The sequence below is a fragment of the Saccharopolyspora dendranthemae genome (assembly GCF_007829955.1).
Lineage (GTDB): Bacteria > Actinomycetota > Actinomycetes > Mycobacteriales > Pseudonocardiaceae > Saccharopolyspora > Saccharopolyspora dendranthemae.
Genome location: NZ_VIWX01000003.1, coordinates 66,111 through 92,256 on the forward strand (window position 1 = coordinate 66,111; position 26,146 = coordinate 92,256).

Sequence of the window (26,146 nt, forward strand, 5' to 3'; positions counted from 1 at the left end):
AGCAGAGTTCCGTGAGAGTAACCCTCGAAAGGAGGGGAATGGAACAAACAAGGTTACGATCGCGCTACTTAGGCGATCCTTAGCGAACGGGGAGCAATCGGACAGAAGAAGGGACTTGTCAGAACTGCGAGTTCTCCGCTAGGCGCGGGCGAATAGAGGAAGGAATCGTCCCAGTCAAGACCCTGGCGACTTGTTTCCTCGGACACGAAGACGGCGCCTGACCTCCCGAGAGTCCGAGAAGAAAGGCGCCGCCGTTCTCGCTATTGATTTGTTCGCGTTTTAAACGTTCGCGCGTACTACATCGAACGCCGACCGGACAGCGCCCGGCCGAGCGTCAATTCATCGGCGAACTCGAGGTCGCCACCCATCGGCAGTCCGGAAGCGAGCCGCGTGACGTTCAGACCCGGGAAGTCGCGCAACATCCGCACCAAATACGTCGCGGTCGCCTCGCCCTCGGTGTTCGGGTCCGTCGCGACGATCACCTCGCTGATCTCGTCGGTCCCGATCCGCGCCAGCAGCTCCCGGACGCGGAGCTGATCCGGTCCGACGCCCGACAGCGGATCCAGCGCACCACCGAGCACGTGGTAGCGGCCCTTGAACTCGCGGGTGCGCTCCACCGCGAGCACGTCCTTGGGCTCCTCCACCACGCAGACCAGCGTCTTGTCCCGCCGGGCGTCCCGGCAGATGCGGCAGGTCGTCTCCTCGGAGACGTTGCCGCAGACGTCGCAGAACACCACGCCCTCCTTGACCTGCTGCAGGACCTCCTGCAAGCGGGTCACGTCCGCCGGCTCGGCGGCCAGCAGGTGGAAGGCGATGCGCTGCGCGCTCTTCGGACCGATGCCGGGAAGCCGTCCCAGCTCATCGATCAAATCCTGTACCGGACCCTCGTACACGTCGACTCGCCTCGAATCACATGCCCGGCAGGCCGAGGTCGCCCAGGCCGCCGCCCAGACCACCCGTCAGCGGACCCATCTTCTGGGCCTGCATCTCCTGCGCGGCGCGGTTGGCATCGCGAACGGCCGCGACGACCAGGTCCGCGAGCGTCTCGGTGTCCTCCGGATCGGCCGCCTTCGGGTCGATCACCAGACCCTTGAGCTCACCGGCACCGGTGACCGTCGCGGTCACCAGCCCACCGCTGGCGCTCCCGGTGACCTCCGCATCGGCGAGCTCCTGCTGCGCAGACATCAGCTGCTCCTGCATCTTCTGCGCCTGTTCCATGATCTCTTGCATGTTCGGCTGGCCACCTGGCTGCACCGTTGACTCCTCCTCGCCCGGGTCAGTACCCCTGCGCGGGGCACAAGACCAGCGTAGAGGGTGTCCCGTTCCCGGTCCGAACTCACCTTGCGGAGCGTCCGGGTGGACAACAGCGGCGCCGCGGGGTGGCTGCACCCCTCGGACGGGCTCCTCCCGCTCTTGGTCGGTCATCACACGACGTGAAAGGCTGATCACGTGACGCTGGACATCACGCGGCTGCTGGAGCTGACCACCTGGCGGGCGTTCGACGTGGCCGATGACGGACGGGTGCTCGCAGGCTGCGACGAGTCCGGATCCGTGCAACTCGTGGAGCTCACCGACGACCGGCGCACCGAGCTGACGGCCCTGCCGGGGGCGGTGACCGGGCGCTACCTGCCCGGCGAGCGCGCCGTGGTGGTGCAGCACGACAGCGACGGCGACGAGCGCGGCCAGCTCTCGCTGCTGCGCCTCGACGATCGCCGGACCAGGCCCGCCCGGCTGTCCGAGCTGGAACCGCTGGTCCGCGACACGGACCACGTGCACCGGCTGCTCGACGTGCTCCCCGGCCGCATCGTCTACGCCACCAACCGCCGCAACGGCGTCGACTTCGACGTGGTGATCCGCAGCGTCGTCACCGGCGAGGAACACGTCCTCTACGACGGCGGCGGGATGGTCGCCGAGGTCTCCCTCTCCCCGGACTCGCGCTTCGCCGGAATCACCGTGCCCGCCGCGAAACCCCTGTCGGACCAGGTGATCCTGGCCGACACCATGCCCGAGACGGGTGCCGACCGGCTGCGCGAGATCACCGCCCACGACGAGGACGGCCGCCACCTGCTGCCCGGCTGGCACGCCGACGGGCTGGTCGTGACCAGCGATGCGGGGCGTGACCACACCGGCATCGCGCGGCTGGACCCGCGCACCGGCGAGCGGACGTGGCTGATCACCTCCCCCTCACACGACCTCACCGGCCGGGTGTCACCGAACGGGCGGACCCTCCTGGTCTGGGCCGCCGTCGACGGATCGCACCGGCCCGCGCTGCACGACGCGGCGACCGGCGAACACCTGAGGGACCTCGTGCTGCCGACCGAGGGCTGGTGCGGCCACCCGCTGCCCGAACCCGTCTGGTCGCCGGACTCGCGGTTCGCGGCGATCTCCTTCAGCTCCCCCACCGCTCCCGGGGACGTGCTGCTCGCCGACACCGCCACCGGGACCTGCACACCGCTCACCTTCTCGGCCGCGCAACTGGCCGGCGAGCGCCTGGCCGAACCGAGCGTGCACCGGGTTCCCGCCCGGGACGGCCAGCAGATCCCGTGCTTCCGCTACTCCCCCGCCGAGCCGGACGGCTCGGCGGTGCTGCTCATCCACGGCGGGCCGGAGAGCCAGTCGGTGCGCGCCTTCAACCCGGTGGTGCAGGCGATGGTCGCGCAAGGCCACTCGGTGCTGGTCCCCAACGTCCGCGGCTCCACCGGCTACGGCAAGGACTGGTACTCGGCCGACGACGCCCGCAATCGCCTCGAATCCGTCGACGACCTCGCCGACCTGCACCGGTGGCTGCCCGCGGTGGGCGTGGACCCGTCGCGGGCGGCGCTGTGGGGCGGTTCCTACGGCGGCTACATGGTGCTGGCCGGGCTCGCCTTCCAACCCGAGCTGTGGGCCGCCGGGGTCGACATCGTCGGCATCTCGTCGCTGGTGACGTTCCTGGAGAACACCGCGCCCTACCGCCGGGCGCACCGGGAACGCGAGTACGGGAGTCTCGCCACCGACGCGGACTTCCTGCGCGAGGCGTCCCCGCTGACCCGCGCTTCGGCCATCACCGCACCGCTGTTCGTGCTGCACGGCGCCAACGATCCGCGAGTTCCGCTGACCGAGGCCGAGCAGATCGTGGAAGTGTTGCGCGCCAACGAGGTTCCGTGCGAGTTCCACGTCTATCCCGACGAGGGGCACGGTCTGGCCAAGCGCTCCAACCGCTTGGACGCCTACCCGAAGGCGCTCGACTTCCTGGCCCGCCGCCTCGGCTGAGGCTTCTCAGCCCTCGATGCGGCGGGCGCCCAGCTCCCGCTCGAAGAGCTCGACCGCGGCCCTGTCCGGGTCGCGACCGACGCGCGCGCCCGCCTCCAGCGGGGACGACTCGGCCAGCATCGACTCCGGGTCCTCATCGTCCGGCGGCGCCGGGGGCTGCGGCTCCGCGCGCTTGGGCTCCGGGCGCTGCGGATCCGCCGGAGGCGGCGGCACGTCGTCCGGCGGGGGCTCCTCGTCCGGAGGTTCCGGCGGGGGCGGGATGTCATCGGGCTCCGGTGTGCGCGGAATGGAACCACCTCGCGCACCGCCGGTGCTGCGCTGCTGCGCGCCGCCGCCCCGGCCGTTGCTGCCGTTGCTCGCGCCCTGCCCGTTGCTCTGCCCGTTGCCGCTGGAGGGCTTCGGCTCCTGCGGGCGCTGCTCGGCGGCGGGCTCCGGGCGCTGCGGACGCTGCGGTGGTTGCGGCGGCTGCTTCGGCGCTGCCGGGCGGGCCGGCGGGGCGGCCCCGCCCTCGACGCACTGGATGTCCCACTCGCCGCCGACGACCTCGCGCAGCGATTCCCGGACGAAGTCCAGTCGCCGCTGCTGCGCGAGCTGCTTGACCAGCCCTGACGTCGGCATCGACAGCACCAGGACGCCATCGTTGAGGTCCTGCACGGTGGCGTTGAGCAGCAAGGCCTGCGTCGGCCGGTTCCGCTTCGCGACGCCTTGCAGCACGTCGGTCCACACCCGCCGCACCGCGGCCGCGTCGAAGCCGCTCGGGGCCGAAGCCGCGGGCTGCGCGGGCTCCGAAGCCGCGGGCTGCGCGGGCTCCGAAGCCGGTTCGGGCGATTGCTGCGGCTCGGGGCGCTGCGGCTCGGCCGGGCGCTGGGTCTGCGCCGGCTGGGCCGGTGCCGGTTGCGCCGGCTGAGCTGGAGCGGCTTGGGCCGGTGCCGGTGGGGCTGCGGGCGTCGATTCGGCCTGCGCGGCTGGGCGCTGCGGCGCGGCCTTCTCCTGCGCAGCAGGGGTTTCCGGCTCCGCGGGCGCCTCGGCCTGCTGGGCGGTGTCAGCGGCGGCCCGCTCGTGCGGTCGCTGGAAGACCCGCTTCGGCTTGTCGCCGTCACCCGAAACCGCAGCAGGAGCACCGGGTTCCGCGGCCGGAGCGTCGCCCGGCGCGATCGTCATCCGGCGCTCGACGCGCTCGATCCGTTGCAGCAGAGCGGTTTCCGAGTCCGACACGGCCGGCAGCAGCATCCGCGCGCACAGCAGTTCCAGCAGCAGGCGCGGTGCGGTGGCGCCGCGCATCTCGGAGAGTCCGGTGTGGACGATCTCGGCGAACCGGGACAGCGTGGCCGCGCCCAGCTGCTCGGCCTGCTGCTGCATCCGGGTCAGCTCGTCGCCCGCGGTCTCCACCAGGCCGCGCGCGCCCGCGTCCGGAACCGAGCTGAGCAGCACCAGGTCGCGCAGGCGGTCGAGCAGGTCGGAGCCGAAGCGACGCGGGTCGTGCCCGGCTTCGACCAGCCGCTCGACCGTGCCGTAGACCGACGCGGCGTCGCCCGCCGCGAGGGCGTCGACCATGTCGTCGATCAGCGCGACGTCGGTGACCCCGAGCAGCGCGACGGCGCGCTCGTAGGTGACGCCCTCGTCCCCGGCGCCCGCCAGCAGCTGGTCGAACACGCTCAGGGTGTCGCGCGCCGAACCGCCACCGGCCCGGATGACCAGCGGGAACACCGCGGGCTCGACCGTCACGCCCTCGTCGGTGCAGATCCGCTCCACCAGCTCGCGCATCACGCCCGGCGGCATCAGCCGGAACGGGTAGTGGTGCGTCCGAGAGCGGATGGTGGTCAGCACCTTGTCCGGCTCGGTGGTGGCGAACACGAAGATCAGGTGTTCCGGAGGCTCCTCGACGATCTTCAGCAGAGCGTTGAAGCCCTGCGTGGTGACCATGTGGGCCTCGTCGATGATGAAGATCCGGTACCGCGACTGGGCCGGCGCGAAGAACGCGCGGTCCCGCAGCTCGCGGGTGTCGTCGACACCGCCGTGGCTGGCCGCGTCGAGCTCGACGACGTCGACGCTGCCGCCCCCTTCGGGAGCGAGCGACACGCAGGAGTCGCACTCACCGCACGGATCCGCCGTCGGCCCCTGCGCGCAGTTCAGCGACCGGGCCAGGATGCGCGCGCTGGAGGTCTTGCCGCAGCCGCGCGGGCCCGAGAACAGGTAGGCGTGGTTGATCCGCCCGGCGGCCAGCGCCGTCCGCAACGGCTCGGTGACGTGTTCCTGCCCGGCGACCTCAGCGAAGGTCGCCGGACGGTACTTGCGGTAAAGGGCGAGCGCCACGGTCGGAACCCTACGCGGTCGGACTGACAACTCGGACCAGGGTGAGCTTCCCCTGGAAAGTAAGGGGACCCCGTGCACCCGTCAGAGCCCGCTTACCCTTGCTGCCTTCCGGCCCTGGGGGAGTTCACAGGATGGACGCCGCACGAGGTCCACGGACAGTGTACCCAGACCGGCGCGGGCGCCGTCGAACCGGGGGTTGAGACGCCCACCACCGGGACCGCGATCCCTCGGGCCCCCCACGGATCGCGCCGAAACCCCCTGCTAGGCTTCCGCACGGAGGATTGGCCGAGCGGCCTAAGGCGCACGATTGGAAATCGTGTTGGGTTCATAGCCCTCACGGGTTCGAATCCCGTATCCTCCGCTCGCGAAGAGCCCCGGACCAGCGGTCCGGGGCTCTTCTGCGTTTCCGCCCCTTCCCGGGCCGAACGTCTCTGTGCAGCGCCCCGAATCGGTCGCACGGTTCTCCACGAGGCGAACGTGCGGAAGCGGAGCGGGGGCGGCTGTCGTGGCCATGACGATCGAACGACTGCGAGAACAGGTCCGAGGCCCGGTGATCACCCCGCCGGACGACGACTACGACGAGGCCCGGCGGGTTCACAACGCGATGATCGACCTGCACCCCGCGGTGGTGATGCGCTGCGCCAACGCCGGTGACGTGCTGGCGGCCGTCGGCTTCGCCCGCGAGAACGGGGTGGACCTCGCGGTGCGCGGCGGCGGGCACAGCGTGCCCGGTTTCGGCACCTGCGAAGGCGGCGCCGTGGCCGACCTGTCCGGGATGCGCGGCGTGCGCGTCGACGCCCAGCGCCGGACCGCCCGCGCGGAGGGCGGCGCGACCTGGGGCGACTTCAACGCGGCCACGCACGCCTACGGGCTGGCGACCACCGGCGGCATCATCTCGACCACCGGCATCGGCGGGCTCACCCTCGGCGGCGGCATCGGATACCTGGCTCGCGGGCTCGGCCTGACCTGCGACAACCTCATCTCCGCCGACGTCGTGCTGGCCTCCGGCGAGGTCGTGGTCGCCGACGAGGAGCACAACACCGACCTGCTGTGGGCGCTGCGCGGTGGCGGCGGCAACTTCGGCGCTGTGACGTCGTTCGAATACCGGCTGAGCCCGGTGAGCGAGATCTACGGCGGCCCGATCTTCTTCGACGTCGAGCACGCGGCGGACGTGCTGCGCGGGTTCCGCGAGCTGATCGCCGACGCGCCCGAAGAGCTCGGGGCGTTCCCCGCGTTCCAGATCGCCCCGCCGCTGCCGTTCATCCCCGAGCACCGCCACGGCGTCCCGCACATCGCCGTGGTGACCTGCTGGTCGGGACCGGTGGAGGAAGGCCCCGGAGCCGTGGCCGCGCTGCGGGACCTGGCGCCGGTGGCCGCCGAACACCTCGGTCCGATGCCCTACCCGGCGCTGAACTCCGCCTTCGACGCCCTGGTCCCGCCAGGCTTGCAGCACTACTGGAAGGCCAACTTCGCCGCGGAGCTCACCGACGACATGATCGCCGCGCACGTCGAGCACGGGCCGCGGGTGCCGGTCGTGAACTCGACGGTGCACATCTACCCGATCAACGGTGCGTGCCACCGGGTTTCCCAGGACGAGACGGCTTTCGCCTACCGGGACGCGAACTTCGCGACCGTCATCGCCGGCATGTGGCCCAACCCCGCCGACAACGAGGCGAACACCGCTTGGGTGCGCGACTACTACGCGGCGACCGCTCCGCACTCCGAGGAAGGCGGCTACGTCAACTTCATGGCGGGCGACGACCAGGGGCGCGTCAAGGCGAACTACCGCGACAACTACGACCGGCTCGCCGAGATCAAGCGGCGCTACGACCCGGGGAACCTGTTCCACCTGAACCAGAACATCGGGCCCTGACGTCACTCCGCGGCGCGGAGCCGGACGACCTGCGGATCGTGATCGCTGATCTGATCGGGGAATTCGGCGTTGACGTGCACGATGTCGTAGTCGGCGGTGTGCGGCCCGGTCAGCAGGATGTGGTCGAGCTGCTGCGAATTGCCTTCGTAGACGTAGCTGTAGCGCTCCACCGGCGGCAGCGCGTCGGCCGGCGCGGTCATGGCCTCGGTCAGCGGTGCGAGCGCCGGGGAGAAGCCGTAGTCGTTGAGATCCCCGGCCACCACGACCGAGGCCTGCGGATCGACGGCGAGGGCCTGGTCGACGAACCCGCGCACGGCCTTCGCCTGCTCGGTGCGCTGCTGCTCGGAAGACCGGGCCGGCGGCTGGAAGCGCCCGTGCAGCGGCTGGTCACCGCCCTTGGAGCTGAAGTGGTTGGCGACCACGAAGACCGGCCGGCCGTGGAACAGCAACTCACCGGCGAGCGGCTTGCGGCTGTCGGTCCAGGCCGGGTTGGCCGGGTCGATCCGGCCGGGTGAGACGGTCAGCGCGGCCCGGTCGCCGTCGGCCACCGGCTCGACCGGTGTCGTCGCATCGCCCCCGGGCCGGTCGACGAACGACACCCGGGCGGGGTTGAACAGGAACGCCACCCGGATGTTGCCGCCGGGTTCGCCACCGTCGGCGTTGTTGCCGGGGTCGATCTGCCGCCACTGGTAGCGCGGCCCGCCCTCGGCGGCGATGGCGTCGGTGAAGCGCCGCAGCGTCTCGTCGGCGGCGACCACGCCGTCGTCGGTGGCGCCGGTGTTGTCCTGGACCTCCTCCAGGGCCAGGACGTCGGGTGCCGCGAGGTTCCCGACGACGCCCTGCGCGAGCCGGTCGAACTTGGCCTGCTCGTCGGCCGGGTCGAGGTTCTCCACGTTGTAGGTGGCGACGGCGAGCTCGTCGTCCTGCTGCGCGCGGGTCGTCTCCGGCCGCAGCCCGCCGGGGACGTGCGACCCCAGTTGCCCCGCTTCCAGGACGTACCCGCCGAAGGAGCTGTAGTCCAGCGGACCGGAGGTGCTGCCCCGCAACCGGTCGCCGACCGCTGCCGACGGGAATTCGTCGGCCAGCAACGATTCGACCTTGAGCCGTCCCGCGTTGGCGTCGGCGTAGCCGGTGTAGGTGGTGCCGCCGCGCTCGTTGGCGTTCTGCGCGGGCTTGCTGGTGATCCACAGCGACCGGTACTCGTCGGTCGGTCCGACCACGCGCGCGTCGTCCACCCGCAGCACCATGGCCTCGCGGGATTCGTAGAAGTCGAGGGCGAAGCGCTGGGGTTCGAGCTCGCGCGAGTCGATGGCCCCGTCGGCGGGCGCGTGCTCGACCGGCACCGCGTCCTCGGTCAGCACCTCGGGCAGGATCGCCCCGGTACCGCTGACCTGCCACGTCGCCCCGGTCAGCTGGGTGACCGACTGGTTCGGCGTGTTCTCCGGGGTCTGGTCACCGGAAGTCGGGTAGTGCTCCGCGACCGTCCCGGTGACCGCGACCGCGTCGCCCACCGCGACCTGCGGCGTCTGCTCCTCGGTGTGGACGAACAGGCCCTCGCTCGTGCGCGGATCGGCGTCGGGCTGCGGGTCCTGGAACCAGAACCCGCGCGCCGATCCGGCCGCCCGAACCCCGGTGACCACGCCGGTCACCCCGCTCACCCGCTGCCCGTCGAGCGGCGAGACCCGCGTGGTGCCCTGGATGTCGTGGACGCGGACGGCCTGCTGAGCGGCCGCGATCGAGGCCGCAGCAGGCGAGATGGCGGTGACGAGCAGACCCGTGGCGATCAACGGCAAGACGCGCACGTCGCGTTCCCCCTGAAGTCGAAGAGCCGATCAACGCGGACGCTAACCAGCCAACTCGACGACGAGGTGAACACCGAAGGCCCTGAGCAGAACTCGCCAAGATCACCGGCCGTTGCTTCAGAGAAGACCGGCCAGAACGTCGGCCTCGGCCCGCAACCGGGCCGCGCGGTCCTCCTGCGCAGCCGCGGACAGCTGCGCCGCGGCCGCCAGGCGCTCGTCAGCCTCCGCGCGCACGATGCCCGCCACGGCCTCGTCGTCGAGCTCGCGCCGCGCGACCTCCGTCGTGCCCGCGCGGACCGGACCGTCCGCGACGGCGCTGAGCTCGACCTCGTCCAGCGGGACGGCCTCGACGTTGTCCACGGCGGCCAGCGTCGCGCGCAGCGCGTTCACGGCGTTCCGGTCGCGAGCGCGCATCGCCTCGGTGAGCGCCCGCCGCATCTGGACTCGAAGGGACATGGCCAGGACGGTAGAGCGGCCACCACACCGCTCTCAACCGAATTTCCCCAGGCCACGGGCACGTCCACGCGCCAGGAACTGAGCCGGGCGCTCAGCAGTTGAGTGGGCATGGGGAGATCAGGGGAAGCCGGAATCCGCAGGAAGCTCGTCAGGACGCCAGGACTGAGGTGGCTGCGACGGCCGGTGGTGTCAGGCGAGCAGCAGCACTTCGACCTGGCCTACGTGCGCGCCGGACCGAGGAACGACCGTCCGCTGCTGGTCCTCCCGGGCGGCCCGGGGCTGGCCTCGGTGATGCCGTACCGCCCGCTGCGGGCGGCCGCCGCGGCGCGGGGACTGGACACGATCATGGTCGAGCACCGCGGTGTCGGCCTCTCCCGCACCGACGGCGAGGGCGCTGACCTCCCGCAGGACGCGTTGACCATGGCGCAGGTGGCCGACGATCTCGCCGTCCCTTCGACCCCGTCGCTGAGCTGCCCGGGTTCGACTGGCCGTGCGCGGTGATCTCCGGCGAACGGGACCTGCGGACTCCCAGGGTGATCGCCGAGCGCCTTGTCGACTTGTTGCCCGACGCGGTGCTCGTCCCGCTGACCGGCATGGGCCACAGCGCCTTGGACACCCACCGGCTGGCCGGGCTCCACGTCGCGCACGCGGTCACCGAAGGCACCCACGCCGCTCTGCCGGACCGCGCAGACCGCCTCGCGACACTGCCCCGGCGCGGAGCGTCACGAGTCCTGGGCAACCTGATCACCGCCCGCCTGACCGCAGAACGCATCACCCGCGCATGACCGCTCGGCCGGACGACCCCGCGCCGAAGGGCGCAAACGAAAGAGCCGACCTCTCTCCGGATGGGCCCTCACACTCGCCTGAACAGGGCAAATGAGACTGGAACCGAAACTGCACATGAAAAAGCCGGTCCCCTCTGGAGGGGACCGGCTCTTCACGAGCGGTAGCGGTGGGATTCGAACCCACGGAGGCTCTCACCTCACGCGCTTTCGAGGCGCGCTCCTTAGGCCGCTCGGACACGCTACCGCCGATAAGGCTACCGGCAGCCTCCTCGAACCCCGCAAAGGGGGGTCCACCCCGGCCCCCGAGACCCAAAACCCCTGCGCTCGTCGCTCCAGCCCCGCGGAGGCCCGGGAGCAACCCAGTTTTAGTCCAAACCGAGCCATGATCATGTCCGAAATGTCGGCTCAGTTTGGACTAAAACTGGGACTTGGCGAGGCGCCCAGAGCACAGCACCTGCTAGCGGTGGGTGGAGAAGAAGGAGTCGAGGAGCGCCGCCGACTCGTCGGCCAGGACGCCGCCCACCACCTCCGGGCGGTGGTTCAGGCGGTTGTCGCGAACGACGTCCCAGAGCGACCCGACGGCTCCGGTGCGGGGTTCCCACACGCCGAAGACCACCCTGGCGACGCGGGAGAGCACCAGCGCACCTGCGCACATGGTGCAGGGCTCGACCGTGACCGCGAGGGTGCAGCCCTCCAACCGCCAGCCGTCCCCGTGCGCCTCGGCAGCGGCGCGCAGCGCGAGGATCTCGGCGTGAGCGGTCGGATCGCCGCGGGCCTCGCGCTGGTTGCACGCCCCGGCCAGCACCCGGCCGTCGGCATCGGCGACCACGGCACCGATCGGCACATCCCCTGTGGACGGTGCTTCTGCGGCCACCCGCAGCGCGGCCCGCACCAGCTCGACGTCGCCGGCGCGGGCCTCGGTGGTGTTCACCGGTATATCTTCTCCAACAGCTTCGAGAAGTCGTCTCCGAACCCGCAGCGCTGGGCGATCATCTCCAGCTGCTCGTCCGGGTAGAGGTCGACCTCCTCGATGATGACCAGCAGCTCGCCCTCGGGAAGCCCCAGGTCGGACAGGACGGCGAGATTGCCCTCCGGCCAGACCTCCTCGTCGTCCTCATCCGGAGGATCGATGCGCAGGAGGTCGAGGACGTCCGCGGCGATGTCGTAGTCCAGCGCCGCGGCGGCGTCGGACACCAGCAGGTCCACACCCCCCGGGACCGGCCGGATCAGCACGAAGAACTCGTCGTCCACATTGCACATTCCGAACACCGCGCCGGTGGAACGCAGCTCGCGCAACGCCGTGATCGAGGCGTCAAGGCCGGTCAGCACCGAGTTGTCCATCTCGCTGCACCGCCACCGCCCGTCTTCCCGGACCACGGCGACGGCGAAGCCTGCGACCGGCTCCTGCACCGTCATGAAGACACCGTAAAGCGTACGAAGGCCACCCGAAAGCACTATTGCGATTGTCGTATCCATCAGGGGATGGATTGCGCTCAACCGGGTGCGTGCGAAGCGGCTTCGTCGGGCAAGATGGACGGATGCGTGCCGTGTGCGTGATCGGACTGGGACTCATCGGCGGATCCGTGCTGCGGGCCGCGTCCGGCGCCGGGCGCCCCGCGTGGGGTGCCACCGCGTCTGAGGCGGATGCCGCCGCAGCGGGCGACGAAGGTTTCGAGGTGCTCGAGACCGATGCCGCGCTGCGCCGCGCCAAGCAGGAGGACGCGCTGGTGGTGATGGCGGTGCCGGTGACCGCCGTTCGCGACGTGCTGCGCGGGATCGCCGAGATCCACCCCGGGGCGTGGCTCACCGACGTGGTCAGCGTGAAGGACCCGGTCGACTTCGAGGTCCGCAAGCTCGCGCCGAACGCCCGCTACGCAGGTGGTCACCCGATGTCGGGCACCTCCGACTCGGGATTCGCGGCCAGTTCGGCCGAGCTGTTCCAGGGCGCGCCGTGGGCGGTCACGATCGAGGAGGCCACCACGATCGACGCGTGGCGCGAGGCGGCTCAGCTGGCGCTGGACTGCGGCGCTCACGTGGTCCCGACCGGCGCGGCGGCGCACGACGATTCGGTGGCCCGCATCTCGCACCTCCCGCACCTGTTCGCGGCGATCCTCGCGACGGTCGGCGCGGACGGTGGACCGCTCGCCCTGTCGCTGGCGGCGGGCTCGTTCCGGGACGGGACCCGGGTCGCGGGAAGCCCTCCGGACCTCGTCAGGGCCATGACCGAGGGCAACAAGGCGGCCCTGCTCGACGCGGTCGACGACGCCCTCGGCCGGCTGGGAGCCGCGCGCGGTTCGCTGGCCTCCACCGGCGGCCTGAAATCCACAGTGGACTCGGGTCACGACGCCCGAGCTCGGCTGGACGCCCTCACCACCGGCGAGGACATGACGACCTCGACCGTCCGCCTGCGCCCGGAAGCCCTGTCCCGCCTGCGAGACCTCGGCGAGCTCGGTGGCCGGGTGACCGCGATCGACGACGACCAGGCCACCACCCAGGTCCCGATCGGCTGACCACCGGGCGAGACCGGAAGAACGCGAAAGAAGAGGTCGCCCTGTGCGTTGGGGCGACCTCTTCTATGGTGCGCTCCGACCACTGGTCGGGACCGCTCTCACCTGGTCCCGCCGCCAGCCTCGGACGGAGCGCCGTTGTCTCGGTTGGACTTACTGGCCGGGAGGCGGCGGGGGGTCTTCCTTCTCTCCCCCGACGTAGCCCTTGCCCTTCTCCACGGCCTGGTCGACCTGCTCTTCGTGGCCGAACTTCTTCTTGGCCATGTCACCGGCCTTGTCCATGCCCTGGTCGACCTTGTCGCTGTGCTGCTTGCCCAAGTTCATCAGCTTGTCCTTGAAGCCCATGGTGCTCCTTCCCCTGCTTCGTGGAAAGCCCTTGTGGTGCCCCTGGCGAAGCTAAGCCCGATGGGCCTTTCCTGCTAGGCGCAACGCCCCTCCGAGGCACAGCCGTTGACCCTTTCAGGTGACACCTTGTGCGCGATCGATCGCAGGTCTACCGTGAGGTGACCCGGTGACCAGATTTGCGATTCTGGTCAAACAGTCACGGAGGTAGCGCATGACCCAGCCCACCGACCGAGCCGACCGCATCCTCGACGCGGCCGGAGAGCTGATGGTCAGGCTGGGCTCCCGCAAGGTCACCATCGACGACATCGCCCGCCGCGCCGAGATCGGCAAGGGCACCATCTACCTGCACTGGCGCACCAAGGAGCAGCTCTTCGAAGCGTTGATCCTGCGCGAGTCCATCGGCCTGCTCGACGGACTGGTCGAGGCGATGCGCGCCGATCCCGCGGAAGCCCTGCCGCACCGGTTCTTCCGCCGCAGCTTCCTCGCCACCATGCACGACCCGTTGATGAGAGCGCTGGTCACCGGGGACACCGAGCTGCTGGGCAGCTTCAAGCAGACGGCGAACCAGGGCGAGACGAGGCGCCTCGCCAACCGGTACCGCGAGCTGATCTTCAAGCACCGGCTGCTGCGCGACGACGTGCCGAACGTCTACCTGGCCGTCACCGCCACCGCGACCGGGTACCACCTCACCGACAACATCAACCCGGAGTTCGCCGCCCTCGACGACGAGGCCAAGGCGAACGCGCTGGAGCACACCATCCGGAGCGCCTACGAGCCGGCCGGTGATCCCGATCCCGAGTCGCTGGCGACCGTCGCCGACGAGATCGGACGCCTCTTCGACGAGCTCAACGCGCAGTTCCGGGAGTGGATCTACACACCACAACAACGCGGCTGACCAGCCGCGATCGGGGGCAGACCATGACCGCGCTCGCTGACACCTGGGGAGCCAACACCGCGCAGTTCTGGCTGCGCGGCCAACGACCCGACCACGAGGTCGGCTACGACGAGAAGACCGGCATGTGGGACGTCCACGGCTATCCGGAGATCCTGCACGCGCTCAGCGATCCCGCCACCTTCTCCTCCCACACCCAGCGCCTGGTCCCGGAGGCGAGCGGGTTCTCCGAGGGCAACCTCACCCAGCTCGACCCGCCGGACCACCACAAGCTCCGCAAGCTCGTCAGCCACGCCTTCACCCCGAAGGTCGTGGCCGACCTGGAGCCGCGGATCGCCGAGCTCACCACCGAGCTGATGGACGGGATGGGAAGCCGCGCTGAGCTGGTGAGCGAACTGGCCTACCCGCTGCCGGTGATCGTGATCGCCGAACTGCTCGGAGTGCCCAGCAGCGACCGGGATCAGTTCAAGCGGTGGGTCGACGGGATGTTCAACTCCACCAACAAGGTCGCGCTCAAGGACCGCTCGCCCGAGGACGAGAAGTACTTCGCCGACGCCATGGAGCAGGTCGGCGAGCTCGCGAGCTACCTGGCCGGGCACATCCGCGAACGCCGCGAGCGGCCGCGCGCGGACCTGCTGACCAAGCTCGTCGAGGCCGAGGTCGACGGAGTTCGGCTCACCGACGCCGAGATCACCAACTTCGGCATGGTGCTGCTGGTCGCCGGGCACATCACCACCACGATGCTGCTGGGCAACACGCTGCTGTGCTTGGACGCGCACCCGGACCAGTTCCAGGCGGTGCGGGCCGACCGATCGCTGGTGCCCGCGGCGATCGAGGAATCGCTGCGCTTCCTCAGCCCCTTCGCGGCGGTGTCCCGGGTGACCACCGAGGAGACCGAGCTCGGCGGGGTCCGCATCCCGGCCGACCAGATGCTGCTGCTGTGGATCGCCGCGGCCAACCGCGATCCCCGGCAGTTCGCCGACCCCAACGTCTTCGACGTGACCCGCGACCCGAACCCGCAGCTCGGCTTCGGTCGCGGCATCCACTTCTGCCTGGGCGCTCCGCTCGCCAGGCTGGAGGGCAAGATCGCGTTGAACCTGCTGCTGGACCGCTTTCCGCAGCTGCGCACCGACCCGGACGACGCACCTCGGTTCATGCCCAGCCCGAACATGACCGGTCTGAGCCGGCTCCCGCTGCTGCTGTGAGAACCCGCTCGCCGTCGTGCCGCGCGGCTCACTAGCCTGCGCGGCATGACCAACACGACTGATGCGTTCACCGCGCGGCTGCGCGAACTCGGGGCCGAGGGCGAGGTCGTCGAGTTCAGCGCGGAGGTCCCGACGGCCGCAGCGGCCGCCGAGGAGCTGGGCTGCGCCGTCGGAGCCATCGCCAACAGCCTGGTGTTCACCGCCGACGGGGAACCGCTGCTGGTCGTGGCCAGCGGCGCTCACCGGGTGGACACCCGCGGGCTGGAGCGATCTCTGGGAATCCGCAAGATCCGCCGGGCGAGTCCGGAGTTCGTCCTGGAGGCGACCGGCCAACCGGTGGGCGGAGTCGGTCCGGTGGGTCATCCGCAGCCGATCCGGACGGTGGTGGACGAAGCGCTGGGGGCCCACCCGACGGTCTGGGCCGGAGCGGGCAGCAAGCACGCGATGTTTCCGACGAGCTTCGCCGAGCTGCTGCGCATCACCGGCGGATCGGCGTCGGCGGTCGCCCAATCCTGAACTCCACCGTCCGGGGAGCGCTCTACGTCTCGTGCGACCCGGACTGGGCCGTTCTCGCGGTGGCCCGCCCTCAAACCACCCTTTCGGATCCGACTCCGGCACGCGTTGTGACAAAGCGCGAAAGTCACCCCTTCGCGGAATGAATTGGGTTGCCACGCGCAACGGTTCAGCGCCTCGAACACTTTCCGGTGAAGCGCCGGTGGCAAATATGCGCCCGGCGGCCTCGGCAGGTAAACATTGAATTGCCCGATTTCGGGTCAGCCGGATCCAGAAATCGAACTGGGTTAGCCGAATTGGAAGGAAGGCAATTATGCGCTCGCTGGTTCGCCCCATCGTGGTCGGCGCTTTCATCCTGCCCCTCGCTTTCGCCGGAGCTGGCCTGGCCTCCGCTGGGGAGATGACGGAGCGCGGAGGCTCCTGTCACCACTTCGCCTGCAACTGGTGGGACATCGACACCACCGTTCAGGACAACGACACCGAGACGTCCATCATCAACGCGGGCATCATCGGTTGACCTGACCCCGTGCCGAGGCCCCGCCGGCCACACCCGGCGGGGCCTCACCTATGTCCGCACCACCCGGCGGCACCCCGCGAAATGTCGCCCGGTAAGCGCTGGGGGAAACACCGAGTTCGCTTTGCAAGTGCTGCCGCAACGACGCTGCGGTACCAAATCCTGAATCTCTTGCCACCTTCTCAACCGGATGGTCGGTTTCCTCCAGGAGTTGCCGCGCTCGTTCGATCCGCTGCCCGGTAATCCACTGAACCGGCGACATTCCGACCTCTTCTCGGAATCGCCGAGTGAACGTGCGCACGCTCAGCGAGTCCTGCGCGGCGAGTTCCCGCAACGCGAGCGGCCGGTCGAGGTGCTCCAGCGCCCAGGAGCGCGCCCGCGCCGTCGTGGACATCCGCGGCTCGGGAACCGGACGGCGGATGTACTGCGCCTGACCACCCTCCCGGTGCGGCGGGACGACGGTGGTCCGGGCGACCTCGTTGGCCACCGAAGCCCCGTGGTCGAGCCGGATCAGGTGCAGGCACAGGTCGATGCCGGAGGCCTCCCCTGCCGAGGTCAGCACGTCGCCGTCGTCGGTGTAGAGCACGTCCGGTTCCAGCGCGACCTGCGGGAACAGCCGGCGGAAGTGGTCGCAGGACTTCCAGTGCGTGGTCGCGCGCCTGCCGTCGAGCAGCCCGGCCGCCGCCAGGACGAACGACCCCGTGCAGATCGACGCGATCCGGGCGCCGCGCGGGATCCTGGCGAGCGCGGCCGCGAGGTCGGGCGGCAGCGTCCCCTCGGTCTCCGTCTCGTCCGGTTCGTGGCTGGCCGGCAGGACCACGGTGTGCGCGCCGTCGAGCGCTTCCGGGCCGTGCGCGACGTGGATCGGGAAATCCGCGTCATTGCGGATCGAGCCGGGCACGACCGCGCAGGTCACGACCTCGTAGAGCGCTTCGCCGGAGGGCGAGCGAGCGCTTCCGAGCAGCTGGTGGACCAGGCCGAGCTCCATCGGCATCACGCCATCGCGCACCAGCACCGCCACCCGAGTGGTCATGGCCTGATCCTTGCACATGTTGGCCATCAGGCCACTCGTGGTGCGCGTCGCCGGGCCGCAGGGTGAGGTCATGTCTGTTCATCGAGCCTGGTGGGTGGCGTCCGCAGCCGCCCTGGTGATCATCGGAGCCGGTGCCTGCGCCACGACGGCCGGACTGCTGGTGAGCCCGCTGCACCACGAGTTCGGCTGGCCGCACGGCACGATCAGCGCGGCCGCGTCGGTCAACCTCGTGCTCTACGGGTTGACCGCGCCCTTCGGCGTCGCCGCGATGGATCGCTTCGGGATGCGGCGGATGGCCACCGCGGCCCTGCTGCTGATCGCCGCGGGAGCGGGGCTAACGACGCTGATGTCCGCGCCGTGGCAGTTCGTTCTCGGCTGGGGCCTGCTCGTCGGCACCGGGTGCGGCGCGCTGGCGACGACCTTCGCGGCGCTGGTGGCCGACCGGTGGTTCGCCGCCCGTCGGGGGCTGGTCGCGGGAGCGCTCACGGCCGCCACGGTGTTCGGGCAGTTCGCACTGCTGCCGGTGTTCTCGCTGCTGGTGGACTTCGACTGGCGCGCCGCCACCGGAACGCTGGTCGCCGTCGCCCTGCTGGTCGCGCCGCTGGCCTGGGCGGTGCTGCGGGACCGGCCCTCCGACGTCGGCCTCCTCCCCTACGGCGCGTCGCGCCCGGAACCGCGGGATCCGGCCACGTCGGTCACCCGCGCGGTCCGCGTCCTCCCCTGGCGCAGCGGCGCCTTCTGGCTCCTCGCGAGCACCTTCGCGATCTGCGGCGCGTCCACCAACGGCATCATGTGGACCCACTTCACCCCGGCCGCCCACGACCACGGGATGCCGGCCGGCGTCGCGTCCTCGCTGCTGGCGGTCATCGGCGTGGTCAACGTGCTCGGCACCATCGGCTCCGGCTGGCTCACCGACCGCCTGAACCCCCGCCTGCTGCTCACGGCCTACTACTGCCTGCGAGCCGGGTCGCTGGCGCTGCTCCCGGGTCTGCTCGGACCGTCCGCGCAACCCGCGCTGATCGCGTTCGCGGTGGTCTTCGGACTGCTCGACGTGGCCACGGTCCCGCCGACCATCGCGCTGTGCCGGGAGCTGTGGGGCTCCGACGGGCCGATCGTCTTCGGCTGGATCAGCGTCGCCCACCAGCTCGGCGCGGGAACGATCGCCCTCGCAGGAGGTCTCACCCGGGACCTCACCGGCACCTACACGCCCCTCTGGACCGCTGCGGCCCTGCTCTGCCTCACCGCCGCGGCCCTCGCCCTCCGAATCCCCACCATCCCGCGCGAGCCGGTTACTGTGCTCGCAGCGGCTCCTCAAGAGCGTGCCGAGGATGGCCTGCGGTGCTGCCACCGCTCTCCTTAGGCGGATCGGCCCTCGGACGCTCTTGGGGAGCCGCTCTCATTGCCGCTGCTCATCCGGGTTTGCGTGATCTCGGCACGCGAGCACCTGTGCGCCACCCCTGACGAATCGACCGGGTTGCCCGTATCGTCCAGTTATGCGCAACTCGAAGATCCGGATCGCCACGGCCATCGCAGGTGCCGCCTTCGCGCTCGGCACCACCGCCGGCTGCGACTTCGCACAGCCTCCGCAGCAGGAGGACCAGCAGGAGCAGCAGGACGGCGACCAGCAGCAGGACGGTGACGACCAAGAAGGCGGCGGCGACCAGGAAGACGGCGGCGACGACAACTGACCCGCAGGCCGCGAGAACTTCCTGCGCCGCAGGGGGTTCTCGCGGCACTCTGTCCGTCCACTGAGGACGTGAATATTCGGTGCCCCTGACGCGGCGGGAATGGGAGCATCCGGGCATGCCGGTTTCCAGGGTTGAACTGCTGCTGCACCAGCTCGACATCACGTGGGCGCTCTTCGAGTACCACGCGGACGGGCTCGGCGACGCGCACTGCCTGTGGACGCCCGCTGAACACCACTGGACCGTTCGTCCCGACGAGAACGGCAACTGGGTGGCCGATTTCCAGGAGACCGAGCCCGATCCCGTGCCCGCGGTGACGATCGGCTGGATCACCTGGCACATCGACTACTGGTGGTCGACGGTCCTGGAGTGCCTCGACGGCGACGTGGAGGCGATGCGGTCGGCGAAGCACTGGCCGGGCAGCGCGCAGGCCGCCGTGCAGCAGCTCCGCGACCTCCACGACCGGTGGCGGGCGCAGCTGAGCGGCCGAAGCGACGCGGAGCTGGACTCCACCGACCTCACGTCCGATCTCCCGTGGGGCCCGGACATGACCCTCGGCGACGTGGCCGGCTGGGTCAACGTCGAACTCACCAAGAACGTCGCTGAGATCGGCGCCCTCCGCATCCTCCAGCGCGCGCAGCGGGCGTCCTCCGGCCACCGATGATTTTCGGTCCGCGGATCAGTCGTTCCAGGGACTCACCCGACTGAACCGAGGAGCACCCATGTGGATCATCGCTGGTCACGTGACCGTCGACGCGGACGAGCGGGACACCTACGTCGCAGCGCACCGCGACCTCGTCGAGCGCGCCCGGAAAGCCCCCGGCTGCCTCGACGTCGCGATCACCGCGGATCCGGTGGACCCGGGACGGGTGAACAACTACGAGCGCTGGGAGTCCTGGGACGCGATCGAGGCGTGGCGCGGGCGGGCTCATGCCCCGGACACGGGCATCGAGATGCGCGACGTGGACGTCACGGCGTTCGAAGTGGTTACCACCCGCCCGCCGTTCTGAGCCCGGCAAACCTGCCAAGCTGGTGGCCGTGCACGCCGACGACTCTTCCTCTCCACCCGCGTGGGCTGTCGAAGACATCCACGTCGTCGACGCCGACCCGGACTGGGCGAGGTTGGCGGACGTCTTCGCGGGCGAGGTGCGCGCGTTGCTCGGAGACGAGCTCACCGGTCCGATCGTCCACGTCGGTTCCACTGCGGTTCCGGGCCTTCCGGCCAAACCCGTCATCGACCTGCAGGCGACGGCTGATGATCCGTCCGTCGCGATCGGGAGCGCGCAGGAAGCCCTGGCAGCGGCGTCCTGGTACTTCGTCCCGCGCGAACTCGACCGACGCCCCTGGCGGTGGTTCGTCGTCCGCGCTGACCAGGCCGGCGAGCACCGGCTGGCGCACCTGCATCTCATGCGTCCCGGCGAGCCCCGCTGGGAACAGCAATTGACCTTCCGCGATCAACTGCGCGGCTCGCCGGCCCTCGTCGACGAGTACGCCCGCCTCAAAGTGGCGGCAGCACTCCGGCACCCTCATGACCGCGACGCCTACACGGCTGCGAAAACCGCCTTCGTCCGACGCGTGCTGGGCGGTTCGCAGAGCACCGGATGACTCAAGCGAAACCCCCGCCGAATAACAGGTTTTCAGGTGACCTCGCGCTGCGTGCCGCCCCCGCGCGACGCGCGGTACAGCGTCACGGCGGCGACGACCATCAACGTGACCGCCAACGCGACCAGCAGCCCGGACGCCAGTTCCGCGTGGAGGACTCTGCCGCAGTAGAGGCTGGCCATGTTGGTGATGACGCCGTAGATCAGCGCGAGCTGGCCGATGGCGAACACCCGCGGCCGCCGCAGACCCGCACGACCGGGAGACGGGGCCGTCTTCTTCCGGTGGATCTCCAGCCCGAAACCCGCCGACACGGCGACGAGCACCACGGCGAACGCCACCCAGAACCACGGCGTGACGACCTTGGCGAGCTGGAAGTACCAGCACCACCCCAGACCGAGAACCGCAACGACCACGCTCCCGGCCAAACCAAGACCGACGCTCTTCCCGGCGCTGAACATGCTCAAACTCCCATGATCGTTTTCCCCGACCACGGTAAGCGCAAACCCGATCACGACGCCGCCCCCGATGAAAAACCGAAACCGGATCGCGTCGAAGCGCGCGACGAGCTCGCTCTCACACCGAACGGCGCAGCAAACGCCGAAAAGCAAGAAACCCTTACGAGAAGGGGTTTCTGCTGTCTCGACCAGTCGTGCGCCCGTAGGGATTCGAAGCACCCCCGTCGAGCCTCTGGCTCACTGTTCCAGATTTCCAGCCCGAACCGGCAACATCCGTAACGCAGGACGCATCAAACTACTCTTTGACGTTTCTTGCTGACTTTGGGTAGTTCTCGCAAGTAAGATCGCGGTCCGTTCGTCTGGACAACGCCGTCCCTCTGAAAGGAACCAGCAGTGACCTACGCCCCGGGCCCCTATGCTGCGCCCGTCCCGCCGCCGCAGCCCGTCGACAAGCAGGTGAACCACCTGCTTCATCTGGTGTTGACGCTGCTTACCTGCGGCGCTTGGGTGATCGTCTGGGCACTGCTCGCCCTCATCGTTGGGGCGGAGAACAGTCAGAAGCAACGTCATTTCCAGGAAGCCATGCAGCGGTACTCTTTCGAGCTGGCTGCCTACCAGGAAGACCAGGCCCGCCGCTGGGGACAGCAGAACCAGCAACCACCCGGCGGTCCAGTTGCCCAGTAGGAGCTTCCGGGCTGCCTCTAACAACCGTCTGGTGACCAGCCGTCAGGTGGACCCGGACACTGCTTTCTCATCTGCCCCCGCAAAGGGGCAGCGGCCGGGTGGCCACGTGCCGCCCGGCACTCAAGCTTGCCCCCGCCTACCGATCTGGTCCGCGCGGGGGCACCGAAGACAGGGGCTTAGTGGGGCCGTCGGTCACACCACAGATCGACCGGTCCGCAGCATCAAAGGCTGGATGCACCATCGGCGGCACGCGGCCAGCTGGCCGGACGGCCGATCCCAAAGTTGGCACTAAATTGGCACGCCTGCTGAGGGCTACTACCGCGAAGAGGTCGAGAGCCACCCCTGAAAAGCAAGAAACCCCCTGCGAGAGGGGGTTTCTGCTGTCTCGACCAGACGTGCGCCCGTAGGGATTCGAACCCCAAACCTTCTGATCTTCAATCGGCCCGCATGTGGTTCTTCTCGTCATTTCTGAACGTTCATCAAAACCCGCTCGCCACCTGCGCGTTTGCATGATCCACAGTGAACCGAAGGCACCGATGCTTGCCGTCGTTTTCGGTCCACTTCGGTTGATTGGTGGCAATAAAGTGGCATTCAGCCGGTCCCCTCCTGCCGGGGCATGACGGCCTTCGCGGGTACGAGCTGAGTCACGACCAGACCCGGCTTGCCGGTGCGGCTCGTCAGCTCGAAGGTGGCGAGTGCCCACCAGTCGCCTACGCACGTCTGATGCCAAGCTAGCAGCACGCCGGGGACCGTGGCCGAGATGTCGATCCCGCCCGCTCGTACGCGGAGCGGGGTGCTGCCGTAGCCGATGCCACGCTGTGGCGGAAGCGCCTGAACCAGGTGGACCCAGATGGGTTGGGGGGTGGCCGGCCGTCGCCGTGTGCCCTGCCAGCCATCACCACCCTCGTTCGCCACCTAGTGCCCGCTCTGACGTGAAGTTTGGTCGGGTCGGCCAGAGAAGGTGCAGCGACCGACCCGCGCCGAGCCTTCTGGATCTTCCCCACCCTCCAGCCCGACACCCCTGAGGCTAGAACACACGTGCGAAGATCGCCAGCTTCGCCCATGGCGCGGCGCCAGGGAGCTACTAATAACACTCAGGCGCATTACTGTCTATTACGCGTCAACTGAGTCCCATGTCACAGCGCTACTGATCGTTTTTGGCCTAAAAAACGATCCGATACCACCCTCTGACCAGTATTTATGTCCGGGATCGCCATTCCCTTACACAGTGTTACTGTGCTCACGTTCACACCCCGGCAAGATGCGCTGACGATTCTCCGCCCCGTAACCTCCGGACATCCGAGATCGACTTGGATGACTTCCGTGGCGGCGTCGGGCTGCGCGTCGCTTCCTCTGACTCTGTCGAGTCGGGGCGACTCCGGACGTGGGGCGGCAAAAGGTTGCCCCCAGACGGAGGAGGTAGGCCGTTGGCTGCCGCGCGTCGCGGAAGGCGGCATCGCAAGGTGTCGCACTCCAACCAAGAAGAAAGCCGGACCCGCAGCTCGCTCAGCTTGGTGATCCGGCTTCTTCTTTGGCTGGCATGGCAGGAAGTTCGTACTCAGCTTGCCCAGTGGTTCCGTGACCACTGGAGCTGGTGGCTCTTCCTGTAGCACCATCCCGCAACCCGGCCAGTGTTCGCAGCGCTGGCCGGGTTTCTTTAAAGGCTGCTCCTTGCAGTTCAGCCCGGTCGGGATCGTAGCTACTGCTCAGTCCATTGGCTACATCGTGGAGATTGAGGGAACTGTTTCACCCCGTACGCGCAGATGGACCACAAGCAGGCAACCACGTCGAAAAGACCAGGTCAGTGCTCATCGGCAGTGGTAAGGCGACCAGGTCGGCAGCGTGCCCAGCAGGTGGTTCTGAGTTTGCCCAGGCGAGTGACGCTCTGCGGTGGAGAAGCCGTGGTTGGCTTGGTCTACCTCTGGCGTGGTCCTTCGGGGTCGCCTGCCTCCGCTGGCGTCGGGTGTGGCTGCCGACCTTTCCGCTCGCGCCCGGTCGCGGCGTTGGCCTGCCGGGACCGGTGAGCGAAGCGAGCCGCATGCCCGGCCGGCCAACGACCGCTTGACCGGGCTCGCATACAGGAAGGTCGGCAGCTCCAACCCGACTCGCATACAGCGGCAGGCGGCCCCGAAGGGGCCGCCCTTGATGAAGAAGAGAAAGTCTAAACACGCGGACCGAAGCTGCAGGTCAGCGAGCTTCGTGTGATCGCCGGGTTTGGCCGCCAAGTCGGTGAGTCAAGGCATGCACATGCGCGTGCTCGATGTGCCACGCCATGCAGTCGAGGCCGATGGATCCGAAGGCGGCAAGGACCAACCCGCAGCGTTCGCCGCCGATTGGGCATGCCCACCAGGCGCGGCCGTCGACGACAGCCACGCCGAGTTCGAACTCCCACCCGCCTACTTGGACGTGCTCCACGCGGCAATCGTACGTAAACGCGACATTTGCGTGTATAGGTAGGCAGTCGCGACATTCGGCTGGCTTAGCGTCTAAACGCGGGTGAATGTAGGCGAGTGCCCTCCACCTACGTGTCGACCGGGGAAGCTGCGAAAGCGATCGGTGTTGACCGCCGGACGCTCCAGCGCTGGGCGACTGAGGGCGCTGTAGAACCGGCGCTTGTGACTGCCGGAGGGCATCAGCGCTGGGATGTCGAAGATCTGAAGGCGCAGCTGCGGAAGAAGCGGCAGAGCGAATCCTGAGGCTGCGGCTCGCCGGAGTTGAATCAACGGTCTTCGAGTAGGTCCGTCATGTGCTCGATGATGGCGGTTGGCTCGTAGGGCGCGAACCGGTCCCGCTTGCCAGGCTTGTTGGCATAGGCGACGACTGATGTTCCTGCGGCGTGAGCAGCCTCGATGTCAGTAGCCGAGTCACCGATCATCACGCAAGCCGCGGCTTCGGCCTCGGTCGCTCTCATGGCCTCTCGGAGCAGGAACGGCGAGGGCTTCAGCTGGGCGACTTCGGAACTCGCCCGCGCCGACACGCCATCGATGAAGTGCTCAAGTCCGTTGGCGTGTAGGTACGCCCTCACGGCGGCCTCGGAGTTGTTCGAGACGATCATGACCCGTTTGCCCTGGCTGTGAAGGCTTCTCAGTACCTCAACTGTGCCTGGTGTTGCGGGCGCGAGCGACACCGCGCGAACTTCGAGCTCGCGGAGACGTTGTTCGACCTGGTCGGCGAGGTCGCCGAACTGAACCGCGTACTCAAGGAGGTCAAAGGGGTCGCGGCTCTGCTCGACGCTTTCGGGCAGAGCTTCCGGGAAGAGAGCGCGGAGTTCGACGGCGACGTCGTGGTCGCTGAGACCGCCGAACACCGCGCAGACCGGGCCGTCGAAGTCGAGCAAGACGACCTGGCTGCGCGCGAGGATTTCGGCCGGCCGACTCATCGGGGCACTTCCTGGGCGACGGTGTTCCAGATGCTGTCGAACCACATCTGCGACTGCTGGATGAACAGCGAGCTCAGAGACTCGTCATCGGGCTCGGCGGCGTGGTGGAACAGAGTGGCGTCCTTGCCCATGAGGTCCCAGATCGGCGTGTTGGTGCCTTCGAGGTTCACGACGTGCTCGCGCACCGGGTAGTAGCCGAAGAACGCTTCCAGCTCGTTGATCAGGTACAGCTTGAACAGCGGAACCGCCGGGTACACGCGGAGTTCGGCCTTGGAATCCGCGATGAGGCCGATGCGCTCCATCTCGTTGACCGCGTCGACGATCGCGAAGGTGTGGCGCTCCATGATTCCGGCGGCGCGCTTCCGGAACTCCGGGCTGTCCGCCATGTCTTCCACGCGAGCCGGAAGTGTCCACGGAGTGTTGGTGTCCGGCACCAACAGACGCACGCGGACAGACTCGGGCCGAACGCGCCCGCTGCGGATCTTGTCCAGTGGTTCGGTCAGCGCGCCGTGCAGCGTCTCGCCGGAGAAGCCCGCGAAGTCAATGCGCACCTCGGGCTCCTCGAACGCCCGCTCAAGGTGAGGCCGAAGACCAACCGGCCGCTCCGTTCGCTCACGCACGTAAACCCCGCTGCCCTGCCGGGAGATCACCAGGCCTTCCTCCCGGAGGATGCGCAGCGCCTGCTGCACCGTCATCCGAGCGACGCCGTAGCGCTGCGCGAGCTCGGCCTGTGACGACAGCTTGTCGCCCGGCTGGAGCTTCTTCGTGAGGATCGCGGCCCGCAGCGAGTTCGCGACCTGCTGGTACGGCGGACGGGGGTCGTCGGGATCAAGTTCTGACATTTGCCCAGG

General features: G+C 69.2%; 29 protein-coding genes, 2 tRNA genes and 1 other RNA gene. 17 read left to right on the forward strand and 15 right to left on the reverse strand.

What is annotated here, in order from left to right:
- Nucleotides 1-296: 296 nt before the first annotated feature.
- Nucleotides 297-893, reverse strand: coding sequence for a recombination mediator RecR (gene recR, locus FHU35_RS15460; protein WP_145740223.1), 597 nt, complete (start codon nt 891-893; stop codon nt 297-299).
- A gap of 16 nt (nt 894-909) precedes the next feature.
- On the reverse strand, nt 910-1,230 hold the full coding sequence (locus tag FHU35_RS15465; RefSeq protein ID WP_222429403.1) for a YbaB/EbfC family nucleoid-associated protein: 321 nt from the start codon (nt 1,228-1,230) through the stop codon (nt 910-912).
- A gap of 219 nt (nt 1,231-1,449) precedes the next feature.
- Between FHU35_RS15465 and FHU35_RS15470 the strand changes: the two genes are divergently transcribed.
- A complete protein-coding gene (locus FHU35_RS15470) occupies nt 1,450-3,252 on the forward strand; it encodes an alpha/beta hydrolase family protein (RefSeq protein WP_145740226.1) in 1,803 nt (600 codons plus the stop codon).
- A 6-nt stretch (nt 3,253-3,258) separates the two neighbouring features.
- On the opposite strand, the gene FHU35_RS15475 is transcribed toward FHU35_RS15470, so the two are convergent.
- Together FHU35_RS15475 and ffs are read right to left on the reverse strand one after the other, a co-directional pair.
- Nucleotides 3,259-5,565, reverse strand: a complete 2,307-nt coding sequence (locus tag FHU35_RS15475) for a DNA polymerase III subunit gamma and tau (protein ID WP_145740228.1) — start codon at nt 5,563-5,565, stop codon at nt 3,259-3,261.
- 59 nt (nt 5,566-5,624) lie between these two features.
- Nucleotides 5,625-5,719, reverse strand: an RNA gene (gene ffs / locus FHU35_RS15480) — signal recognition particle sRNA small type.
- A 121-nt stretch (nt 5,720-5,840) separates the two neighbouring features.
- Between ffs and FHU35_RS15485 the strand changes: the two genes are divergently transcribed.
- A tRNA-Ser gene (locus FHU35_RS15485) sits at nt 5,841-5,926 on the forward strand.
- Between the two features lie 150 nt (nt 5,927-6,076).
- A complete protein-coding gene (locus FHU35_RS15490) occupies nt 6,077-7,438 on the forward strand; it encodes an FAD-binding oxidoreductase (RefSeq protein ID WP_186459447.1) in 1,362 nt (453 codons plus the stop codon).
- 2 nt (nt 7,439-7,440) lie between these two features.
- On the opposite strand, the gene FHU35_RS15495 is transcribed toward FHU35_RS15490, so the two are convergent.
- Nucleotides 7,441-9,240 carry an endonuclease/exonuclease/phosphatase family protein gene (locus FHU35_RS15495; protein ID WP_145740233.1) on the reverse strand — a complete coding sequence of 600 codons (1,800 nt, stop codon included), beginning with the start codon at nt 9,238-9,240 and terminating at the stop codon, nt 7,441-7,443.
- 117 nt (nt 9,241-9,357) lie between these two features.
- Nucleotides 9,358-9,696: a GatB/YqeY domain-containing protein gene (locus tag FHU35_RS15500; protein WP_246110342.1), complete on the reverse strand. Its 339-nt coding sequence runs from the start codon at nt 9,694-9,696 to the stop codon at nt 9,358-9,360.
- 183 nt (nt 9,697-9,879) lie between these two features.
- On the opposite strand from FHU35_RS15500, the gene FHU35_RS29640 reads away from it, so the two are divergent.
- A complete protein-coding gene (locus tag FHU35_RS29640) occupies nt 9,880-10,197 on the forward strand; it encodes an alpha/beta fold hydrolase family protein (protein WP_222429404.1) in 318 nt (105 codons plus the stop codon).
- Complete coding sequence (locus FHU35_RS29645; RefSeq protein ID WP_222429405.1) at nt 10,194-10,481, forward strand: hypothetical protein; 288 nt, start codon at nt 10,194-10,196, stop codon at nt 10,479-10,481. Before FHU35_RS29640 ends, FHU35_RS29645 begins: the two co-directional genes overlap by 4 nt.
- 159 nt (nt 10,482-10,640) lie before the next feature.
- Here FHU35_RS29645 and FHU35_RS15510 read toward each other — a convergent pair.
- The 3 genes from FHU35_RS15510 to FHU35_RS15520 form a co-directional block, all read right to left on the reverse strand.
- Nucleotides 10,641-10,725: transfer RNA gene (locus FHU35_RS15510), tRNA-Ser, on the reverse strand.
- Between the two features lie 213 nt (nt 10,726-10,938).
- Entirely contained in the window at nt 10,939-11,412 is a 474-nt protein-coding gene (locus FHU35_RS15515; protein ID WP_145740235.1) for a nucleoside deaminase, read from the reverse strand.
- Nucleotides 11,409-11,897, reverse strand: a complete 489-nt coding sequence (locus FHU35_RS15520) for a tRNA adenosine deaminase-associated protein (RefSeq protein WP_145740237.1) — start codon at nt 11,895-11,897, stop codon at nt 11,409-11,411. Before FHU35_RS15520 ends, FHU35_RS15515 begins: the two co-directional genes overlap by 4 nt.
- Nucleotides 11,898-12,019: 122 nt before the next feature.
- On the opposite strand from FHU35_RS15520, the gene FHU35_RS15525 reads away from it, so the two are divergent.
- Nucleotides 12,020-12,991 (forward strand): prephenate dehydrogenase, encoded by a 972-nt coding sequence (locus FHU35_RS15525; RefSeq protein WP_145740240.1) that lies wholly within the window; start codon nt 12,020-12,022, stop codon nt 12,989-12,991.
- 150 nt (nt 12,992-13,141) lie between these two features.
- Here FHU35_RS15525 and FHU35_RS15530 read toward each other — a convergent pair whose 3' ends face one another.
- Nucleotides 13,142-13,333 (reverse strand): antitoxin, encoded by a 192-nt coding sequence (locus FHU35_RS15530; protein WP_145740243.1) that lies wholly within the window; start codon nt 13,331-13,333, stop codon nt 13,142-13,144.
- Between the two features lie 211 nt (nt 13,334-13,544).
- Here FHU35_RS15530 and FHU35_RS15535 point away from each other — a divergent pair, with 211 nt between their 5' ends.
- From FHU35_RS15535 to FHU35_RS15550, 4 genes are all read left to right on the forward strand, one after another.
- Nucleotides 13,545-14,228 carry a TetR/AcrR family transcriptional regulator gene (locus tag FHU35_RS15535; protein ID WP_145740245.1) on the forward strand — a complete coding sequence of 228 codons (684 nt, stop codon included), beginning with the start codon at nt 13,545-13,547 and terminating at the stop codon, nt 14,226-14,228.
- A gap of 23 nt (nt 14,229-14,251) precedes the next feature.
- Nucleotides 14,252-15,430 (forward strand): cytochrome P450, encoded by a 1,179-nt coding sequence (locus FHU35_RS15540; protein WP_145740246.1) that lies wholly within the window; start codon nt 14,252-14,254, stop codon nt 15,428-15,430.
- Nucleotides 15,431-15,475: 45 nt separating this feature from the next.
- Nucleotides 15,476-15,946, forward strand: coding sequence for a YbaK/EbsC family protein (locus FHU35_RS15545; protein ID WP_145740248.1), 471 nt, complete (start codon nt 15,476-15,478; stop codon nt 15,944-15,946).
- 310 nt (nt 15,947-16,256) lie between these two features.
- Entirely contained in the window at nt 16,257-16,460 is a 204-nt protein-coding gene (locus FHU35_RS15550; RefSeq protein ID WP_145740251.1) for a hypothetical protein, read from the forward strand.
- Here FHU35_RS15550 and FHU35_RS15555 read toward each other — a convergent pair.
- Complete coding sequence (locus FHU35_RS15555) at nt 16,450-17,517, reverse strand: GlxA family transcriptional regulator (RefSeq protein ID WP_145740253.1); 1,068 nt, start codon at nt 17,515-17,517, stop codon at nt 16,450-16,452. The two genes, FHU35_RS15550 and FHU35_RS15555, sit on opposite strands and share 11 nt — an antisense overlap.
- Before the next feature lie 43 nt (nt 17,518-17,560).
- On the opposite strand from FHU35_RS15555, the gene FHU35_RS15560 reads away from it, so the two are divergent.
- The 5 genes from FHU35_RS15560 to FHU35_RS15580 all read left to right on the forward strand — a co-directional run bounded on the left by FHU35_RS15560 (nt 17,561) and on the right by FHU35_RS15580 (nt 20,780).
- Nucleotides 17,561-18,850, forward strand: a complete 1,290-nt coding sequence (locus FHU35_RS15560) for an MFS transporter (RefSeq protein WP_222429406.1) — start codon at nt 17,561-17,563, stop codon at nt 18,848-18,850.
- 133 nt (nt 18,851-18,983) lie between these two features.
- Entirely contained in the window at nt 18,984-19,178 is a 195-nt protein-coding gene (locus tag FHU35_RS15565; RefSeq protein WP_145740256.1) for a hypothetical protein, read from the forward strand.
- 115 nt (nt 19,179-19,293) lie between these two features.
- A complete protein-coding gene (locus FHU35_RS15570) occupies nt 19,294-19,839 on the forward strand; it encodes a DinB family protein (RefSeq protein WP_145740258.1) in 546 nt (181 codons plus the stop codon).
- Between the two features lie 58 nt (nt 19,840-19,897).
- Nucleotides 19,898-20,185: a putative quinol monooxygenase gene (locus FHU35_RS15575; protein WP_145740260.1), complete on the forward strand. Its 288-nt coding sequence runs from the start codon at nt 19,898-19,900 to the stop codon at nt 20,183-20,185.
- 28 nt (nt 20,186-20,213) lie between these two features.
- Nucleotides 20,214-20,780 (forward strand): GrpB family protein, encoded by a 567-nt coding sequence (locus FHU35_RS15580; RefSeq protein WP_186459448.1) that lies wholly within the window; start codon nt 20,214-20,216, stop codon nt 20,778-20,780.
- Between the two features lie 32 nt (nt 20,781-20,812).
- On the opposite strand, the gene FHU35_RS15585 is transcribed toward FHU35_RS15580, so the two are convergent.
- The gene (locus tag FHU35_RS15585) at nt 20,813-21,235 is read right to left on the reverse strand and encodes a hypothetical protein (protein ID WP_145740265.1); all 423 of its coding nucleotides are present in this window, start codon (nt 21,233-21,235) and stop codon (nt 20,813-20,815) included.
- Between the two features lie 390 nt (nt 21,236-21,625).
- Here FHU35_RS15585 and FHU35_RS15590 point away from each other — a divergent pair, with 390 nt between their 5' ends.
- Complete coding sequence (locus FHU35_RS15590; protein ID WP_145740267.1) at nt 21,626-21,916, forward strand: hypothetical protein; 291 nt, start codon at nt 21,626-21,628, stop codon at nt 21,914-21,916.
- Between the two features lie 591 nt (nt 21,917-22,507).
- On the opposite strand, the gene FHU35_RS29320 is transcribed toward FHU35_RS15590, so the two are convergent.
- A complete protein-coding gene (locus FHU35_RS29320) occupies nt 22,508-22,657 on the reverse strand; it encodes a hypothetical protein (RefSeq protein ID WP_186459449.1) in 150 nt (49 codons plus the stop codon).
- Nucleotides 22,658-24,441: 1,784 nt separating this feature from the next.
- On the opposite strand from FHU35_RS29320, the gene FHU35_RS15595 reads away from it, so the two are divergent.
- A complete protein-coding gene (locus FHU35_RS15595) occupies nt 24,442-24,612 on the forward strand; it encodes a MerR family transcriptional regulator (RefSeq protein ID WP_246110399.1) in 171 nt (56 codons plus the stop codon).
- A 23-nt stretch (nt 24,613-24,635) separates the two neighbouring features.
- On the opposite strand, the gene FHU35_RS15600 is transcribed toward FHU35_RS15595, so the two are convergent.
- A complete protein-coding gene (locus FHU35_RS15600) occupies nt 24,636-25,295 on the reverse strand; it encodes an HAD family hydrolase (RefSeq protein WP_145740271.1) in 660 nt (219 codons plus the stop codon).
- Nucleotides 25,292-26,137, reverse strand: coding sequence for a GntR family transcriptional regulator (locus FHU35_RS15605; protein WP_145740274.1), 846 nt, complete (start codon nt 26,135-26,137; stop codon nt 25,292-25,294). Before FHU35_RS15605 ends, FHU35_RS15600 begins: the two co-directional genes overlap by 4 nt.
- Nucleotides 26,138-26,146 lie beyond the last annotated feature (9 nt).